Here is a 16,971-nt window from a genome sequence, read left to right on the forward strand (position 1 = left end):
CCCCGGCAACCGTCAGCCGCGTTCGCGCACCCAGAACAGCGTGGCACCGGCGATGGCGGCAGGCATCATCACGATGTTCACGAACGGGATCAGCAGCACCAGGTACACCGAGCCGCCAAAGCCCAGGCTCTGCCAGCGCTTGGCGCGCAGCCAGGCGAGCATGTCCTGCCAGCTCATCTTGTTGTTGTCCGCCGGGTAGTCGATGTACTGGATGGCCATCATCCAGACACCGAACAGCAGCCACAGCGGCGCGGCCACGATGTTGACCACCGGGATCCACGACAGGATGAACAGCGCCAGGGCGCGCGGCACGAAGTAGCCCAGCTTGCGCAGTTCGCGGCTCAGGGTGCGCGGCACCATGGCGGCCAGTTCGCCCCAGCTGAAGGCCGGGAACGGGTCGGTGCCACGTACCACCACCTCGACCTTTTCGGCCAGAAAACCGTTGAACGGTGCCGCGATGATGTTGGCCAGCATGGTGAAGGTGAAGAACACCATCAGCACCACCAGCACCACGAACAGCGGCCACAGCACATAGTTGAGAAAGCTCAGCCAGCCCGGCAGGGTCGGAATCAGCGAGTCCACCCACAGGCTGAACTGGTGACCGGCAAAATAGATCAGGCCCACGAACAGCAGCAGGTTGACCGCCAGCGGCAGCAGCACGAACAGGCGCAGGCCCGGGCTCAGGACCAGTTTCAGGCCCTCGCGCAGGTATTGGGGGCCGGACAGGACAGGGGCTTGCATAAAAGGCTCCGAGCGGTGGTAAACGCGCCGACCTTACCGAGTTTGACGCCTGGGCGAAAGCGCGGCGAAATGCGCGCAACCCCCGGTAACAAAACCCTGTCGATCATTTAATAGGCAAAGCGGCCGGTGCTCGGCAGGTGAATAGAGGTCGTCTATAAGGTGGATTGTCTAAGGATATTTCCTTAATCTCTGCCTCCTCGTTACAGTCGCACCAATTTCACGGTTTCCAGAACCTGCGGCCAATAGCCTTCCCCAAGTGCTTCGCGGGTTCTTTTTTATTCCAGCCGGTGCCCCCGGCGTCATGTGGCTGGCTCGCCAGCTCGACAGGAGCGTTTCATGTCTGAAGTTCGTCATTCGCGAGTGATCATTCTCGGTTCCGGCCCTGCCGGTTACAGCGCCGCCGTGTACGCGGCCCGTGCCAACCTCAAGCCGCTGCTGATCACCGGCATGCAGGCTGGCGGCCAGCTGACCACCACCACCGAAGTCGACAACTGGCCGGGCGATGCACATGGCCTGACCGGCCCTGCGCTGATGCAGCGCATGCAGGAGCATGCCGAGCGTTTCGAGACCGAAGTGGTGTTCGACCACATCAACGCCGTGGACCTGGCCAACAAGCCGTTCACCCTCAAGGGCGACAGCGCCACCTACACCTGCGACGCACTGATCATCGCCACCGGTGCCAGCGCGCGCTACCTGGGTCTGCCGTCGGAAGAGGCGTTCATGGGCAAGGGCGTTTCGGCCTGCGCGACCTGTGACGGGTTCTTCTACCGCAACAAGCCGGTGGCCGTGGTCGGTGGTGGCAACACTGCCGTCGAGGAAGCCCTGTACCTGGCCAACATCGCCAGCAAGGTGACCCTGGTGCACCGCCGCGAGACCTTCCGCGCCGAGAAGATCCTGATCGACAAGCTGCACGCCCGCGTGGCCGAAGGCAAGATCGAGCTCAAGCTCAACGCCACCCTGGACGAAGTGCTGGGCGACAACATGGGTGTGACCGGTGCGCGCCTGAAGAACAACGACGGCAGCTTCGATGAAGTGAAGGTCGACGGCGTGTTCATCGCCATCGGTCACACCCCCAACACCTCGCTGTTCGAAGGCCAGCTGGCGCTCAAGGATGGCTACATGGTGGTCAACGGCGGGCGTGACGGCAATGCCACCGCCACCAGCATCGAGGGCGTATTCGCCGCCGGCGACGTGGCCGACCACGTGTATCGCCAGGCAATCACCTCGGCCGGTGCCGGCTGCATGGCGGCACTGGATGTCGAGCGTTACCTGGACGGCCTGCAGAACGCTTCGTTCTGAGGACTGTTGGGGCTGCTTCGCAGCCCTTCGCGGGTCAAGCCCGCTCCCACAGGGATCACTGCTGTCCTTGTGGGAGCGGGCTTGACCCGCGATGCTTTCAAAGGCTCAGGCGCATCGACAGGTCCACTGCCTTCACATCCTTGGTCATTGCCCCGATCGAGATGTAGTCCACCCCCGTCTCGGCAATTGCGCGCAACGTGCTTTCGCTGATCCCGCCGCTGGCTTCCAGCTTGGCCTTGCCGGCATTGAGGCGCACCGCCTCGCGCATTTCGTCCAGGTTCAGCTCGTCGAGCATGACGATGTCGGCCCCGGCCTCCAGCGCCTGCTGCAGTTCATCCAGGCTCTCCACCTCGATTTCCACCGGCTTGCCCGGCGCAATGCGGCGCGCCGCAGCGATCGCTTCGGCAATCCCGCCGCTGGCGGCAATGTGGTTTTCCTTGATCAGAAACGCGTCGTACAGGCCGATGCGATGATTGTGGCAGCCGCCGCAGGTCACTGCGTACTTCTGCGCCAGGCGCAGGCCCGGCAGGGTCTTGCGCGTATCCAGCAGCTTGACCTGGGTATCGGTCACCAGGTCGGCCAGGTGCCGCGCATGGGTGGCCACCCCCGACAGCAGCTGCAAAAAGTTCAGCGCGCTGCGCTCGCCGGTCAGCAGCGAGCGGGCCGGCCCTTCCAGGTGGAACAGTGCCTGATTGGCCGTGGCCCGGTCGCCGTCCTTGACCTGCCAGTGCACCGCCACCCGCGGGTCGAGCTGACGAAACACCGCGTCCACCCAGGCCGTGCCGCTGATCACGCAGTCGTCGCGGGTAATGATGGTGGCCTTGGCCAGGCGCTCGGCAGGAATCAGCTGGGCAGTGATGTCGCCGCTGCCGACATCTTCGAGCAACGCACGGCGCACGTTGGCTTCGATTTCGGCGGTCAGGTCGGCGAGGCGTAGATTCGGCATGGTGGGCTCCACAAGCTAGGTGGCCGCGATTATAGGGCAGCCCGGGGCGGGCGTGCAGCAATCCGCCTTTGGTCGCAGCAAATGAGCATTTGCGCCCCATGGCGGTCTATCCACAGGCTGGCCGAAACGTACTGCACAGTTCGCTGGCAGGCCGCGCGTTTTTGCCAGATAATGCGCGCCTTGTAATTGGCGTCATGACTTTGACAGCCATTCAATCCACTTCGTAGCCAACCCAGCAAGGAGACCGGGATGCCCAATGACGGGAAGGTGGTGCCGTTCAAGGCGGCCACCGATCAGGCGTCACGCACGCCGTTCGCTCGTCTGCCGGTCATCCTGCTGCAAGTGCGCGACAAGGCAGCGCAGCACCTGCGCCAGGCGCTGCAGGGGCTGTTCGACAACGCCGACGACACACTCTTCGAAATGGCCGACACGGCCGCCGACAACCATGACCGCAGCCTGTTCTTCGAAGCGATGCGCGACCTGCGCCTCAAGCGCAAGAGCATCGAGCGTGCCTTCCTCGACCTGTTCTATGACGCCTTCATCGATATTGCCGGCAACGACCCGACCGCGCCGTTGGCGCGCCGTGGCTACGACAGGCAGGCGCTGATGGCCGACGATGCGCGTGAGCGGGCCCAGGCCGTGGAGACGATGGTGGCCCGCGTGGCCACGCGTGACGGCTTCGCCCTCGGCCAACTGACCCTGCGCATGAACAGCCTGATCAGCCAGCGCCTGGACGATCGCGCCAACCCGCTGGGGCCGGCGCTGCTGTGCGAGTACTTTCTGCAGGCCGGGCGCAGCCTGGGCGTGGGCATCAAGGTCAAGCTGATACTGCTCAAGCTGTTCGAGCGTTACGTGCTGTGCGACGTCGGCCGGTTGTACGGCGAAGCCAACCAGCTGTTGAGCGCCACCGGGATCCTGCCCGACCTCAAGAGCGCGCCGGGCTGGCGCACCCCGGCGGCCGAACCGGCGCACCCGGCCGGCGATCCGGAGGTCAAGCCAGCCCCGCTGACGGCCGATGCTGGGGCGCAGGCCGCCTTCGCCTCGCTGCAGGTGCTGTTGTCCCCGGTGCGCGGTCGGGTGGCCCCGCGCCTGGAGCCCTATGACCGGGTGCAGCCGATCAGCAGGCAGGACCTGCTGCGCCTGCTCTCGCACCTGCAGCAGTTCGTGCCGGCAGCGGGGGAGGTGCAGGACTTCGACCTGCGCCACCAGCTGGAGCAGCTGCTGACGCGGGCCAGCGTGCAAAGCGGCAAGTACCGCAGGGTCGAGGTGATCGATGAGGATGTGATCAACCTGATCGCCATGCTCTTCGACTTCATCCTCGGCGATCGCAACCTGCCGCATTCGCTGCGCCAGCTGATCGCACGCCTGCAGATCCCGATGCTCAAGGTGGCGCTGCTCGACAAGAGCTTCTTCAGTCGCGCCACCCACCCGGCGCGCCGCCTGCTCGACGAGATTGCCGCAGTGGCGATGGGCTGGGGCGCGCGTGATGACGTGCAGCGCGATGAGCTGTACCTGCGGGTCGAGGCCATCGTGCAGCGCCTGCTCACCGATTTTGCCGACGACCCGCAGATCTTCGCCGAGCTGCTGGCCGAGTTCCTTGCCTTCAGTGCCGATGAACGCCGCCGTACCGAGTTGCTCGAACAGCGCACCCGCGATGCCGAAGAGGGCCGGGCACGCACCGTGCTGGCGCGCCAGCAGGTTGAAAGCGAACTCAACCTGCGCCTGCTCGGCAAGTGCCTGCCGCAAGGCGTGGTACGGGTGATCGAGCAGGCCTGGAGCCAGGTGCTGCTGCTGACCTGCCTCAAGCATGGGCGGGGTTCGACCCAGTGGCAGGACGCGCTGGCCAACATGGACCTGTTGCTCTGGAGCGTCGAGTCACACACAGGCGACGACCGTGCACGGCTGCTGGAGCAGGTGCCGGGCCTGCTCAAGGCCCTGCGCGAGGGGTTGACCCGGGTTGCCTACGACCCCTTTGCCACCAGCGAGTTCTTCGCCCAGCTCGAAGCGCTGCACCTGCAGGCTGTGGAAGGGGCAGGGCACCCCGGCCAGGCGCGTATCGAGCGGGTGCTGGTGCGTGACCGCATCGTGCTGCTGGGGCCGGAGTCGGTGGCAGCGGGCGGGTTGTGCTCCAGCCTGCCAGACGACGACCCGGCGCTGCACCAGGTGCGCGACCTTCGCCCGGGGGCCTGGATCGAGCTGCGCAACGAGGATGACGAGCCGGTGCGTGGCAAGCTGATCGCGATCATCGACAGCACCCACACCTATGTGTTCGTCGACCGTACCGGGCGCAAGCTGCGCGAATGGTCGCAGCAGGGGCTTGCCGGGGCGTTGAGCCAGGGCCAGGTACGCCTGCTCGATGCCACCCAGCTGTTCGAACGTGCACTGGGTTCGGTGGTCAGCCAACTGCGCCAGCGTCAACCCTGAGCGCCCGCACTTTTTAACGATACAACCTTCGATTCCTCGGGGCATACTGCGCCAGAGCCCTCATGCTTCAGGATCTTCTATGCAACTTGACCACGCTACTGGCTGGGTCGCTGGCGTCACCCATTGCCCTTCCCCCAACTTCAACGCGCGCCCCGAGGGCGAAGCCATCAGCCTGCTGGTGATCCACAACATCAGCCTGCCGCCCGGGCAGTTCGGCACCGGCAAGGTGCAGGCGTTCTTCCAGAACCGCCTGCCCATCGCCGAGCATGCGTTTTTCGAGCAGATCAAGGACCTGCGTGTATCGGCGCACTTTCTGATCGAGCGTGACGGCAGGGTCACCCAGTTCGTCTCGTGCCTGGACCGGGCCTGGCATGCCGGGGTATCGCGCTTCGAGGGCCGCGAGGGCTGCAACGACTTTTCCGTGGGCATCGAACTCGAAGGCACCGATCAGACGCCGTTCACAGACGCCCAGTACACTGCCCTGCAACACTTGACCCTGCAACTGCAGGCTGCCTGGCCCATCGCGGGGCGAATCCGCGGCCACAGCGACATTGCGCCGGGGCGCAAGACCGACCCGGGGCCGGCGTTCGACTGGGAACGCTATCGCGCCAGCCTGCACGTCAACGAGGACAGATCATGAGTTTTCTGGTGTTACTGCTGGTGCTGTGGGTCGAGAAGTTCTCGGCGCTGCGCCAGCGCCTGCAACGCGACGGCTTTTTTCTCACCGAACTGGCCCGCCTGGAGCGCAGGCCCAAGGCCGACCCCTGGTGGGTGCTGGGCATTCTGGTGCTGTTGCCAGTAGTGGTACTGGCGCTTCTGCTGCACGTGCTCGACCCGGTCGCCTATGGTCTGCTGGCCCTGCCGGTGCACCTGCTGGTGCTGATCTACAGCCTGGGCCGGGGCGATGTGAAGGCGGCGCTGGGGCCGTTTCGCGATGCCTGGCGACGCGGCGATGAACAGGCGGCCGTGCACGTGGCCGAGCGCGACCTGGGGGTGACGGCCGACGACAGCCAGGGCCTGATCCAGAAGGTGCAGGGGCACCTGCTGTGGCAGGCCTACCAGAGCTTCTTTGCGGTGATCTTCTGGTATGTGCTGCTGGGCCCGGCTGCAGCGCTGGCTTACCGGCTGCTGGCGCTGACGGGCGAGCGGGCCGGCAACCCGGCGGTACAGGAACGCGCCCGGCAGTTGCGCCACGCCTTCGACTGGGCGCCGGTGCGGGTACTGGCCGCCAGTTTTGCACTGGTGGGCAACTTTGTGGCGGTCAGCCGCATGATGCTGCACGAGCTGCTCAACTGGCACATCGGTGCGCCGCGCCTGGTGGAGCAGGCGGGCACGGCAGCGGCGGAGATTCCCGCCGACGTCGAGGCCGGCCCGCAAGGCCTGACCGGGCTCGACAGCCTGTGGGAACTGCTGCTGCGTGCCGCAGTGCTCTGGTACGCGGGCTTTGCCCTGTGGACTGTGCTCGGCTGACTCACAACGTGTAAACGGGCTGCCGCAACGGCGGCTCGTTCCTACAGGGCGCCGCCGCTGGTGGTTAACCTTAAGTTACAAAACTTCCCTTCGATATGCGCTATACAGAGGCTGCTGACGATCGCCAGTGGCCTAGTGCTATTGCGCAGAAAACAATAAGAAATCGAAAGGAGACGACCCTTGAAGCGCCTCTTGTATCCGGCAATCGCATTGATGAACCGGCTGAGCTTCGGCATGAAGTTCAGCCTGATCAGCGTGCTGTTCTTTCTGCCCATGCTGGTCACCAATTTCTATCTGGTGCGCGACGCCTATGCCAAGTTCCACGCCACCCGTGTGGAGCTGCACAGCCTCGGCCTGCTGAGCGAGAGCCTGGCCGTGCGCGGTGATCTGGAGAGCCTGGGCAATCTGGTGCAGATCAACGCGGTGCTGGGGCAGTCCGGCAAGGCCGACGACCTGGAGGCGCGCATCGATGCGCTGGAACAGCAGGTGGCAAAGCGCGCGGCCGCGCTGGCCCCGATGACCGAGGACCCGGCCCAGGTGCAGGCCTTCACCGCCCGGCGCGACGAGTTGCTGGCAGGGCTCGAGGCGGCGCGAGCCGACTCCTCGCTGCAGACCCGTGCAGCCCTGTACGACGCCCTGCTGGCGCAGGCGCAGCTGCTTGGCAAGCTGGTGGTCAGCCAGTCGGGCCTTGGCCAGGACAGCGATGCCGGCGTGCGCCAGATGGGCGAGCTGCTGACCACGGTCACCGCCCAGGTCACCCAGACCCTGGGTGAAGGCCGCGCAATCGGGGCTTACTCGCTGGGCCAGGGGTTTCTCAACTCATCGGCCAGTACCCGTTTCGAAGAACTGCTCAAAAGCCTCGACAAGCTGTCGGCCGACTACGCCATTCGCCTGCAGGACGCCCTGGGCGACGAGCCGCGGCTGGCCAGCCAGGCCGCCAGCAGCCAGGCGTCGCTCAAGCAGGCCAGCGAGCTGCTCGAAGACCAGGTGGTGATGGCCGATACCCTCGATGCGCCATGGCCGGCGTTCTACCAGCAGGTCAGCGGCCTGATCGAGCAGACCTACCTGCTCAATGGCGCCACCCTGCAGGTACTCGAACAGCAGTTGCAGGCGCGCCTGGGCGACTACCGCCAGCACATGGTGCTGCTGGTGCTGGCCCTGGCGGCGGTGTTCATGCTGATCGGCTACCTGTATGGCGGCTTCTACGCCTCCACCCGCAGCACCCTGCGTACCCTGGGCAAGGTGATGGACAAGGTGGCCGGTGGCGACATGACGGTGACCTTCCAGGCCCGCAGTCGCGACGAGCTGGGCGAGCTGGGCGAGGTGTTCAACACCACGGTGCGGCGCATCCATGACCTGATCGAGCGGGTCGGGCAGACGGTGGCCGAGGTGGAACACCAGGCCGAGCAGGTGCATGCGGTATCGGCGCGCAGCAACCAGGCGGTGAGCGGCCAGCGCGGGCAGATCGAGCAGGTGGCCACGGCCATGAACCAGATGTCGGCCACTGCCCAGGAAGTGGCGCGCAGCGCTGCGGCAGCCGTGAACAGCGCCCACGGGGTCAACCGCGAGACGGTCAGCGGGCGCGAGCTGGTGGAGTCGCAGCAGGGCAGCATTGCCGGGCTGGCGGCCGAAATCGACCAGTCGGTGGGGGTGATCAACCAGCTGGTCAGCGACAGCCAGCAGATCAGCCAGGTGCTGGAGGTGATCAAGAGCATCGCCGGGCAGACCAACCTGCTGGCGCTCAACGCCGCCATCGAGGCGGCGCGGGCCGGGGAGCAGGGGCGTGGCTTCGCGGTGGTGGCCGACGAGGTACGCACGCTGGCCAAGCGCACGCAGCAGTCGACCGAGGAAATCGACCAGATGATTTCACGCCTGCAGGGTGGGGTGGAGGCGGCGGTGCGGGCGATGGACAGCAGTCACCAGATGGCGGCGGGCACCGTGGGACAGTCACAGCAGGTGCAGCAGGCGCTGGTCAACATTCTGGGGGCGATGGGCAGCATCGTGGAGCAGAACCAGCAGATTGCGGCGGCGGTGGAGCAGCAGACGGCGGTGGCGCATGACATCGACCTGAACATCGTGCAGATCAACCGCGCGGCCGAGCACACCACCGAGGGCGCGCACCAGACCGAAGATGCGAGCCGGCAACTGTCGGCGCAGGTGATGGAGTTGAAGCAGTTGATCGGGGCGTTCAGGGTCTGAGCGAGGGCTGGGCCCTTCGCCGGCAAGGCGCAGGGCCGGTATTACCAGCCAAACAGCTCGCAGGCATTGCGCGTGCTGGCTTCGGCCAGTACCTGGGGCGCAACCCCCATCACCTCAGCCAGTGCCACGGCAATCTGCGGCAGGTGCACAGGGCTGTTACGCACCCCGGCGTACATCGCCGGGGCCATGTCCGGCGAGTCGGTCTCCAGCACCACGCCGTCCAGCCCCAGGCGCGGCAGCACCTTGCGCAGGCGCAGCGCCTGGGGCCAGGTGGCCGCCCCGCCCAGCCCCAGCCTGAACCCGAGGCGGCGGTACTCGCGGGCCTCCTCGTAGCTGCCGGCAAACGCATGCACGATGCCGCCACGCGCCAGCTTGAAGCGCTTGAGCCGGGCGATCACGTCGGCATGGCTGCGCCGTACATGCAGCAGCGCCGGCAGGTCGAAGTCCACCGCCAGCTGCAACTGGGCCTCGAACAGCGCCTGCTGGCGCTCGCGGTCCAGCTCGGCCACGTAGTAGTCCAGGCCGAACTCGCCCACCGCGCACAGCTGCCGGTCGCCACGCAGGCGGCTCAGCCAGTCGCCCAGCGCCAGCAGGTGTTCCGGGCGATGCTGTTCCAGGTACACCGGGTGCAGGCCGAACGCCGCATACAGCTGCGGATCGCTCTTGACCAGCTCCCATACCCGCTGCCAGTTGTCCTGGTACACCCCCAGCACCACCATGCGCTCGACCCCGGCGCGGCGCGCCTGCCCCAGCACTTCGCTGCGGTCGGCATCGAAGTCGGGAAAGTCCAGGTGGGTGTGGGTGTCTACCAGGCGCATGGTCAGGCCTTGAAGAGGCGTTGCTTGAAGGTGCGCGCCACCGCGTGCACACCCGGCGTGTAGTGCTGCTTCTCCACCGCCTCCAGCGCCAGGCGCAAGGCGGTTTCGGCCATCAGGCCGTGCTGCTGGGCCATGGCGTTGACCGGCAGGGGCAGGAAGTCCAGCAACTGGTTGTCACCGAAGGTGCCCAGGTGCAGGCTGCGCGATGCTGGCGGGCGGGTCTGCAGCACATCGAACACGCCTTGCAGCAGTACATAGGAGGTGGTCACCAGTGCGTCGGGCAGGCGCCCCAGGTCGGCCAGCAGCTCGCTCATCAGGCGGCGCCCGCACTCGCGGCTGAAGGCTTCGCCCTGGTGCTGGCTGGCCCGTCCGTCGAAGCCTTGCAGGGCCTGGTCGAAACCACGTGCGCGAGCGCGGCTGACGCTCAGCTCCGGGCGTGCGCCAATCAGTGCGATATGCGCCGGGGCGCTGTCGAGCAGGCTGCGGGTCAGGTGCAGGCTGGCATGCTCGTCGTCGCTGACCACCGAGCAGAACTGCGCCGGGTCCAGGCTGCGGTCGATGCCGATGATCGGCAGGCCGTTGGCCTGCAGCGTGCGGTAGCTGTCGTCGTCTTCGGGCAGGCAGCTGGCGACGAACAGGGCGTCGCAGCGCCGTGCGCGAAACAGCTGCTGCAACTGGCGTTCGCTGTCGGGCTGGTCGTCGCTGCTGGCGATCAGCAGCTGGTAGCCCTGGGCCCTTGCGCCTTGCTCCAGTTGCTTGGCGATGCGCGCATAGCTGGGGTTTTCCAGGTCTGGCAGGATGAAGCCAAGGGTGCGCGTGTGACGGCTGCGCAGCCCGGCCGCCTGCGGGTTGGGCGTGAAGCCATGGGCCTCGACCACCGCACGCACACGCTCTACCGTGCTGCTGCTGATGCGTTGCTGTTCGGCCTTGCCATTGATGACATAACTGGCAGTGGTAACGGACACACCGGCCAGACGGGCGATATCGCTGAGTTTCACCGAATTTTCCTTGTTATTACCGGGGTTGGCTGCAGAGCCTGACCGGGTATTGTCGCCGATTGCGAAGCATCGGCGCAGACGACCATTGTCGCAATTGTCCGACAAAATGGGGCTTTCATTGTTCGCAGGTTATCGAGTAACGTGCACGCTATTCTAGGTTAAACGATTCAGCAGGCGATTTTTCTGCCGTGGCCTTCGCCTGCGCCCGGCCCTGCGAAGTGTCGGGTGCTGCTAAATTCACAACAATACCTCGGCGCCGGCCCGGCGCTGCAAAGGAGAGGTTCATGCTCGAGCTCACCATAGAGCAGATTTCCATGGGCCAGTCGGCCGTGGACAAGACCGCCGCACTGCAGCTGCTGGCCGAGCGCCTGGTGGCCGACGGGCTGGTGGCCGAGGGCTACCTGGCCGGGCTGCAGGCGCGTGAAGCCCAGGGCTCGACCTTTCTCGGCCAGGGCATCGCCATCCCCCACGGTACCCCGCAGACCCGCGAGCTGGTGCATGCCACCGGCGTGCGCCTGTTGCAGTTCCCCGAGGGCGTGGACTGGGGCGACGGGCAGATCGTGTACCTGGCCATCGGCATCGCCGCGCGCTCCGACGAGCACCTGCGCCTGCTGCAATTGCTCACCCGCGCGCTGGGCGAGACCGACCTGGCCCAGGCGCTGCGCCGGGCCGGCAGCGCCGAGGCGTTGCTCAAACTGCTGCAGGGGGCGCCGCAGGAGCTGGCACTGGATGCACAGATGATCGGCTTGGGTGTGCCCGCCGAGGATTTCGAAGAGCTGGTATGGCGTGGCGCCCGCCTGCTGCGCCGCGCCGATTGCGCCGGCAATGGCTTTGCCGCCGTGCTGCAGCAGGTCGAGGCGCTGCCCCTGGGCGATGGCCTGTGGTGGCTGCACAGCGAGCAGACCGTGCGCAAGCCGGGCCTGGCGTTCGTCACCCCGCAGCAGCCGCTGCGCTACCTGGGCCAGCCGCTCAACGGCCTGTTCTGCCTGGCCAGCCTGGGCGCGGCGCACCAGGCCCTGCTCGAACGCCTGTGTACCCTGCTGATCGAAGGTCGGGCGCAGGAGCTGTTTCGCGCTACCAGCAGCCGTGCGGTGCTGGAGGTGCTGGGCGGCGAGCTGCCGGCCGACTGGCCCAGCGTTCGCGTCGGCCTGGCCAATGCCCACGGCCTGCATGCGCGCCCGGCCAAGGAGCTGGCGCAACTGGCCAAGGCCTTCGAGGGCGAGGTGCGCGTGCGCGTGGTCGACAGCGGCGAGGCCGCCGTGTCGGTCAAGAGCCTGAGCAAGTTGTTGAGCCTGGGCGCACGCCGTGGCCAGGTACTGGAGTTCATTGCCGAGCCGAGCGTGGCCGACAGCGCGCTGCCGGCGTTGCTGGCGGCGGTGCAGGCCGGCCTGGGCGAAGCGGTCGAGGCGCTGGCGCCGGTGAGCGAGGTAGCGGCGCCCCAGGTGCTCGAGCCGGTACTGAGCGCGCCGCAGCCGGGCACGCAGGTCCAGGGCGTGGCCGCATCGCCGGGCATCGCCTGCGGCCCGGCGCATGTGCAGGTGCTGCGCCATTTCGACTACCCGCTGCGGGGCGAGTCGCCGGTGATCGAGCGCGACCGCCTGCAACGTGCCCTGGCCGCCGTGGCCAGTGAGCTCGAAGCGCTGATCCGGCGCAGCCCGGCCAAGGCCATCCGCGAGATCTTCGTCACTCACCAGGAAATGCTCAGCGATCCGGGGCTGGGCGATGAAGTCGAGCTGCGCCTGCTCCAGGGCGAAAGCGCCCCAGCGGCCTGGATGACCGTGATCGAGGCCGCAGCGCGGCAGCAGGAGGCCTTGCACGACGCCTTGCTGGCCGAACGCGCCGCCGACCTGCGCGACGTGGGCCGCCGTGTGCTGGCCACCCTGTGCGGGGCCGCCGAGGTGGCGGAGCCGCAACAGCCCTATGTGCTGGTGATGGACGAAGTCGGCCCGTCCGATGTGGCGCGCCTCGATCCGGCGCGGGTGGCCGGGATTCTCACCGCACGGGGTGGCGCCACCGCGCACAGCGCGATCGTGGCGCGGGCATTGGGCATCCCGGCGGTGGTGGGGGCCGGCGCGGAGGTGCTGCTGATCGCCGCCGGCACCGAGCTGTTGCTGGACGGCCAGCGTGGGCGCCTGACCGTGGCCCCGGCGGCGGACGAGCTGCAGCGCGCCCTGGCCGAGCGCGAGCAGCGCGAACAGCGCCTGCAGGCGGCCCGGGCGCGTCGCCTGGAACCTGCCGTGACTTGCGACGGGCATGCCGTGGAAGTGTTCGCCAACATCGGTGAAAGCGCGGGTATCGAACAGGTGATCGACCTGGGCGCGGAAGGCATCGGCCTGCTGCGCACCGAGCTGATCTTCATGGCCCATCCACAGGTGCCCGACGAGGCCACCCAGGAAGCCGAGTACCGCCGTGTGCTCGACGGCCTGCAGGGCCGGCCGCTGGTGGTGCGCACCCTGGATGTGGGCGGCGACAAGCCGTTGCCCTACTGGCCCATCGCCAAGGAGGAAAACCCGTTTCTGGGGGTACGCGGCATTCGCCTGACCCTGCAACGGCCGCAGGTCATGGAAAGCCAGTTGCGCGCCCTGTTGCGCGCGGCGGGCGAGCGACCGCTGCGCATCATGTTCCCGATGGTCGGGCAGGTGGAGGAGTGGCGCCAGGCCCGAGCAATGGTCGAGCGCCTGCGCCAGGAGATACCGGTCGGCGACCTGCAGGTGGGCATCATGATCGAGGTGCCTTCGGCCGCGCTGCTGGCACCGGTGCTGGCGCCGGAGGTGGACTTCTTCAGTGTCGGCACCAACGACCTGACCCAGTACACCCTGGCCATCGACCGCGGCCACCCGAGCCTGTCGGCCCAGGCCGATGGCCTGCACCCGGCGGTGCTGCAGCTTATCGACATCACCGTGCGCGCCGCGCATGCCCACGGCAAGTGGGTGGGCATCTGCGGGGAACTGGCCGCCGACCCTCAGGCGGTGGCGGTGCTGGTGGGGCTGGGCGTGGATGAACTGAGCGTGGCGGCGCGCAGCATTGCCGAGGTCAAGGCGGTGGTGCGCGAACTGAATTTTGAACAGGCCCGGCAACTGGCGCGTGATGCGCTGGTGCAGGGCAGTGCCGCCGATGTGCGCGCACGGGTGGAGATGCATTGATGGCACGGATACTCACACTGACCCTCAACCCGGCGCTGGACCTCACCGTCAGCCTCGCCACCCTGCAGCCCGGCGCGGTCAACCGCAGCCACGCGCAGCACAGCCACGCGGCGGGCAAGGGCCTGAACGTGGCGCAGGTGCTGGCCGACCTGGGGCATTCGGTGACGGTGGGCGGCTTCCTGGGCCAGGACAACCTGCAGCCCTTCGAGGCCCTGATGGCCCGTCGCGGCTTTGCCGATTGCTTCGTGCGGGTGCCCGGCGAAACCCGCAGCAACCTCAAGCTGGTGGAGGGCGATGGCCGGGTCACCGATATCAACGGCGTGGGCCCGCAGGTCGACGAAAACGCCCAGGGCGAGCTGCTGGCACGCCTGCAGCACCTGGCCAGCGGGTATGACGCGGTGGTGGTGGCCGGCAGCCTGCCGCCGGGTGTGAGCCCGCAGTGGCTGCAGATGCTGCTGGCGTGGTTCAAGTCGCTGGGCCTGAAGGTGATCCTGGACAGCAGTGGTGCGGCCTTGATCGCCGGTCTCAAGAGCGCGCCGTGGCTGGTCAAGCCCAATACCGACGAACTGGCCGAGGCGCTGGGCCGCCCGCTGCACAGCATTGCCGAGCAGCAGGCCGCTGCCCGCCAGTTGATCGACCAGGGCGTCGAGCATGTGGTGGTGTCCCAGGGCGAGCAGGGGGTGATCTGGTTCCGGCGCGACGGCGCCCTGCAGGCGCTGCCGCCCCAGGTGATGGTGGCCAGCACGGTGGGCGCGGGCGATTCGTTGCTGGCCGGCATGCTGCACGGCCTGCTCAATGCCGAGCCTGCCGCGCAGACCTTGCGCCGCGCCACCGCGATTGCCGCCCAGGCCGTGACCCAGATCGGCTTCGGCATCGGCGACCGCGTGCAACTGGCGCAGCTCGAAGATGCCGTCCGGGTGAAGATTCCCCACGCTCGACAAGAGGGTGAACAATGAAGATCGCCATCGTCACCGCCTGCCCCAACGGCCAGGTGTCCAGCCTGCTCAGCGCTCGCCTGCTGGATGCGGCCGCGCAGCGCCAGGGCTGGAGCACCAGTGTCGAGGTGCACGACCCCGACCATCCCGAGCGCCAGCTTTCGCCGGCAGTGATCGCCGCCGCCGACTGGGTGCTGGTGATCAGCACCGGCCCGTTAGACCTGCAGCGCTTTGCCGGCAAGCGCCTGTTCCAGAGCACCCCGGCCCAGGCCCTGCAGGATGTGGAGAGCTTTCTGCGCCTGGCCGCCGAACAGGCCCAGGTGCACCAGCCCGAAGCCATGGCGCCTGCGCCGGCCGCAGCGGGGGCGGTGAAGAAGATCGTTGCGGTCACTGCCTGCCCCACCGGGGTGGCGCACACCTTCATGGCCGCCGAAGCCTTGCAGCAGGCGGCGCGGCAACTGGGTTATCAACTGGCCGTCGAAACCCAGGGCTCGGTGGGGGCACGCACCCCGCTGAGCGCCGCGGCCATCGCCGAAGCCGACGTGGTACTGCTGGCCGCCGATATCGAAGTGCCCACCGAGCGCTTCGCCGGCAAGCGCATCTACCGCTGTGGCACCGGCGTGGCCCTCAAGCAGGCCCAGGCCACCTTGAACAAGGCGCTGGCCGAAGGTCGCGAAGAGCGTGCCGCCGGCAGCGCCGGCACCGCACCTGCACGCAGTGAAAGGGCTGGGGTGTACAAGCACCTGCTGACCGGGGTGTCGTTCATGTTGCCGATGGTGGTGGCAGGCGGGTTGCTGATCGCCCTGGCATACATGTTCGGGCTCGATGCCTACAAGGAGCCGGGCACCCTGGCCGCCGCCCTGCGCCAGATCGGCGAAGACGCCGCATTCAAGCTGATGGTGCCGCTGCTGGCCGGCTACATCGCCTATTCGATTGCCGACCGCCCGGGCCTGGCGCCGGGCATGATCGGCGGGCTGCTCGCCAGTTCGCTGGGCGCCGGCTTCATCGGCGGCATCGTCGCAGGCTTCGTGGCCGGCTACGCGGCCAAGGCGATCAGCCACTGGGTCCGCCTGCCCAGCAGCCTGGAGAGTCTCAAGCCGATCCTGATCATCCCGCTGCTGGCCAGCCTGTTCACCGGCCTGGTGATGATCTACGTGGTGGGCAAGCCGGTGGCCGGCATGCTCGACGGCCTGACGCATTTTCTCGACAGCATGGGCACTGCCAACGCGGTGCTGCTGGGCATACTGCTCGGCGCCATGATGTGCGTGGACCTGGGCGGGCCGGTGAACAAGGCCGCCTATGCCTTCTCGGTGGGCCTGCTGGCCAACCAGAGCATGGCGCCGATGGCCGCGACCATGGCCGCCGGCATGGTGCCGCCGATCGGCCTGGGCATCGCCACCTTCCTGGCGCGACGCAAGTTCGCCCAGAGCGAGCGCGAGGCCGGCAAGGCGGCGCTGGTGCTGGGCATGTGCTTCATTTCGGAGGGGGCGATCCCGTTCGCGGCCAAGGACCCGCTGCGGGTGATCCCCGCCAGCGTGGTCGGCGGCGCACTGGCCGGCGCGCTGTCGATGTACTTCGGTTGCAAGCTGATGTCGCCCCACGGCGGGCTGTTCGTGATGCTGATTCCCAACGCGATCAACCACGCCCTGCTGTACCTGCTGGCCATCGCCGCCGGCAGCCTGCTGACCGCTGTGGTGTACGCGGTGCTCAAGCGCAGGGACGTGGCCGAGCTGGCACTGGAGCCGGCCAAGGCCTGATCAGGGGCGTGGGCGCGGGTGCTTCTTGCGCAGCGGTTCGAGCAGGTCGGCCAGGCCGTTGTGGTCGACCTCGTGCATCAGCGCCAGCAGCCCGCCCAGTTCGCCCTTGGGAAAGCCCTGGCGGGCGAACCAGTTGAGGTAGTGGCCGGGCAGGTCGGCGATCAGCCGGCCCTGGTACTTGCCATAGGGCATTTCGCGGGTGACCAGCAGTTCGAGTGTCTCGGGAGTCATGGGCTCGGCG

The 16,971-nt window shown here is 67.4% G+C and carries 13 protein-coding genes; 8 read left to right on the forward strand and 5 right to left on the reverse strand.

The genetic code is table 11. The annotated features are described in order from the left end of the window. Positions 1–12: 12 nt before the first annotated feature. A complete protein-coding gene (gene cysZ / locus LOY33_RS04080) occupies positions 13–741 on the reverse strand; it encodes a sulfate transporter CysZ (RefSeq protein ID WP_054916276.1) in 729 nt (242 codons plus the stop codon). A 336-nt stretch (positions 742–1,077) separates the two neighbouring features. On the opposite strand from cysZ, the gene trxB reads away from it, so the two are divergent. Further along, positions 1,078–2,040 carry a thioredoxin-disulfide reductase gene (gene trxB / locus LOY33_RS04085; RefSeq protein WP_043864378.1) on the forward strand — a complete coding sequence of 321 codons (963 nt, stop codon included), beginning with the start codon at positions 1,078–1,080 and terminating at the stop codon, positions 2,038–2,040. A gap of 97 nt (positions 2,041–2,137) precedes the next feature. Here trxB and nadC read toward each other — a convergent pair whose 3' ends face one another. Continuing rightward, complete coding sequence (gene nadC / locus LOY33_RS04090) at positions 2,138–2,986, reverse strand: carboxylating nicotinate-nucleotide diphosphorylase (RefSeq protein WP_054916277.1); 849 nt, start codon at positions 2,984–2,986, stop codon at positions 2,138–2,140. Between the two features lie 249 nt (positions 2,987–3,235). On the opposite strand from nadC, the gene LOY33_RS04095 reads away from it, so the two are divergent. From LOY33_RS04095 to LOY33_RS04110, 4 genes are all read left to right on the forward strand, one after another. Beyond that, positions 3,236–5,410 (forward strand): DUF1631 domain-containing protein, encoded by a 2,175-nt coding sequence (locus tag LOY33_RS04095; RefSeq protein ID WP_258661744.1) that lies wholly within the window; start codon positions 3,236–3,238, stop codon positions 5,408–5,410. Positions 5,411–5,489: 79 nt separating this feature from the next. After that, complete coding sequence (gene ampD, locus LOY33_RS04100; protein WP_043864381.1) at positions 5,490–6,050, forward strand: 1,6-anhydro-N-acetylmuramyl-L-alanine amidase AmpD; 561 nt, start codon at positions 5,490–5,492, stop codon at positions 6,048–6,050. Then, a complete protein-coding gene (gene ampE / locus LOY33_RS04105; protein ID WP_043864382.1) occupies positions 6,047–6,880 on the forward strand; it encodes a regulatory signaling modulator protein AmpE in 834 nt (277 codons plus the stop codon). Before ampD ends, ampE begins: the two co-directional genes overlap by 4 nt. A 180-nt stretch (positions 6,881–7,060) precedes the next feature. After that, complete coding sequence (locus LOY33_RS04110) at positions 7,061–9,079, forward strand: methyl-accepting chemotaxis protein (protein ID WP_258661757.1); 2,019 nt, start codon at positions 7,061–7,063, stop codon at positions 9,077–9,079. A gap of 41 nt (positions 9,080–9,120) precedes the next feature. On the opposite strand, the gene LOY33_RS04115 is transcribed toward LOY33_RS04110, so the two are convergent. Together LOY33_RS04115 and cra are read right to left on the reverse strand one after the other, a co-directional pair. After that, positions 9,121–9,897 (reverse strand): TatD family hydrolase, encoded by a 777-nt coding sequence (locus tag LOY33_RS04115; protein ID WP_054916281.1) that lies wholly within the window; start codon positions 9,895–9,897, stop codon positions 9,121–9,123. Positions 9,898–9,899: 2 nt separating this feature from the next. Beyond that, entirely contained in the window at positions 9,900–10,895 is a 996-nt protein-coding gene (cra, locus tag LOY33_RS04120) for a catabolite repressor/activator (protein WP_054916282.1), read from the reverse strand. 284 nt (positions 10,896–11,179) lie between these two features. Here cra and ptsP point away from each other — a divergent pair, with 284 nt between their 5' ends. The 3 genes from ptsP to LOY33_RS04135 are packed head-to-tail and all read left to right on the forward strand — an operon-like array spanning position 11,180 to position 16,730. Further along, on the forward strand, positions 11,180–14,038 hold the full coding sequence (gene ptsP, locus LOY33_RS04125; RefSeq protein WP_258661761.1) for a phosphoenolpyruvate--protein phosphotransferase: 2,859 nt from the start codon (positions 11,180–11,182) through the stop codon (positions 14,036–14,038). Continuing rightward, positions 14,038–14,994, forward strand: coding sequence for a 1-phosphofructokinase (pfkB, locus tag LOY33_RS04130; RefSeq protein WP_258661765.1), 957 nt, complete (start codon positions 14,038–14,040; stop codon positions 14,992–14,994). The genes ptsP and pfkB overlap by 1 nt, the downstream gene beginning before the upstream one ends. Then, positions 14,991–16,730, forward strand: a complete 1,740-nt coding sequence (locus LOY33_RS04135) for a PTS fructose-like transporter subunit IIB (RefSeq protein ID WP_258661767.1) — start codon at positions 14,991–14,993, stop codon at positions 16,728–16,730. Before pfkB ends, LOY33_RS04135 begins: the two co-directional genes overlap by 4 nt. Here LOY33_RS04135 and LOY33_RS04140 read toward each other — a convergent pair whose 3' ends face one another. Beyond that, positions 16,731–16,961, reverse strand: a complete 231-nt coding sequence (locus LOY33_RS04140) for a DUF3820 family protein (RefSeq protein WP_043864478.1) — start codon at positions 16,959–16,961, stop codon at positions 16,731–16,733. It abuts the gene before it with no gap. Between the last annotated feature and the right edge of the window lie 10 nt (positions 16,962–16,971).

Origin of the sequence: Pseudomonas sp. B21-036, from assembly GCF_024748925.1 — a bacterium.
GTDB classification, from domain to species: domain Bacteria; phylum Pseudomonadota; class Gammaproteobacteria; order Pseudomonadales; family Pseudomonadaceae; genus Aquipseudomonas; species Aquipseudomonas palmensis.

Excerpts from the sequence above, each read along its gene's own strand:
- ampE (WP_043864382.1), top strand. The coding sequence starts at position 6,047 with ATGAGTTTTCTGGTGTTACTGCTGGTGCTGTGGGTCGAGAAGTTCTCG.
- LOY33_RS04135 (WP_258661767.1), top strand. The coding sequence starts at position 14,991 with ATGAAGATCGCCATCGTCACCGCCTGCCCCAACGGCCAGGTGTCCAGC.
- ampD (WP_043864381.1), top strand. The coding sequence starts at position 5,490 with ATGCAACTTGACCACGCTACTGGCTGGGTCGCTGGCGTCACCCATTGC.
- cysZ (WP_054916276.1), bottom strand. The coding sequence starts at position 741 with ATGCAAGCCCCTGTCCTGTCCGGCCCCCAATACCTGCGCGAGGGCCTG.
- ptsP (WP_258661761.1), top strand. The coding sequence starts at position 11,180 with ATGCTCGAGCTCACCATAGAGCAGATTTCCATGGGCCAGTCGGCCGTG.
- pfkB (WP_258661765.1), top strand. The coding sequence starts at position 14,038 with ATGGCACGGATACTCACACTGACCCTCAACCCGGCGCTGGACCTCACC.
- LOY33_RS04115 (WP_054916281.1), bottom strand. The coding sequence starts at position 9,897 with ATGCGCCTGGTAGACACCCACACCCACCTGGACTTTCCCGACTTCGAT.
- nadC (WP_054916277.1), bottom strand. The coding sequence starts at position 2,986 with ATGCCGAATCTACGCCTCGCCGACCTGACCGCCGAAATCGAAGCCAAC.
- LOY33_RS04140 (WP_043864478.1), bottom strand. The coding sequence starts at position 16,961 with ATGACTCCCGAGACACTCGAACTGCTGGTCACCCGCGAAATGCCCTAT.
- LOY33_RS04095 (WP_258661744.1), top strand. The coding sequence starts at position 3,236 with ATGCCCAATGACGGGAAGGTGGTGCCGTTCAAGGCGGCCACCGATCAG.
- trxB (WP_043864378.1), top strand. The coding sequence starts at position 1,078 with ATGTCTGAAGTTCGTCATTCGCGAGTGATCATTCTCGGTTCCGGCCCT.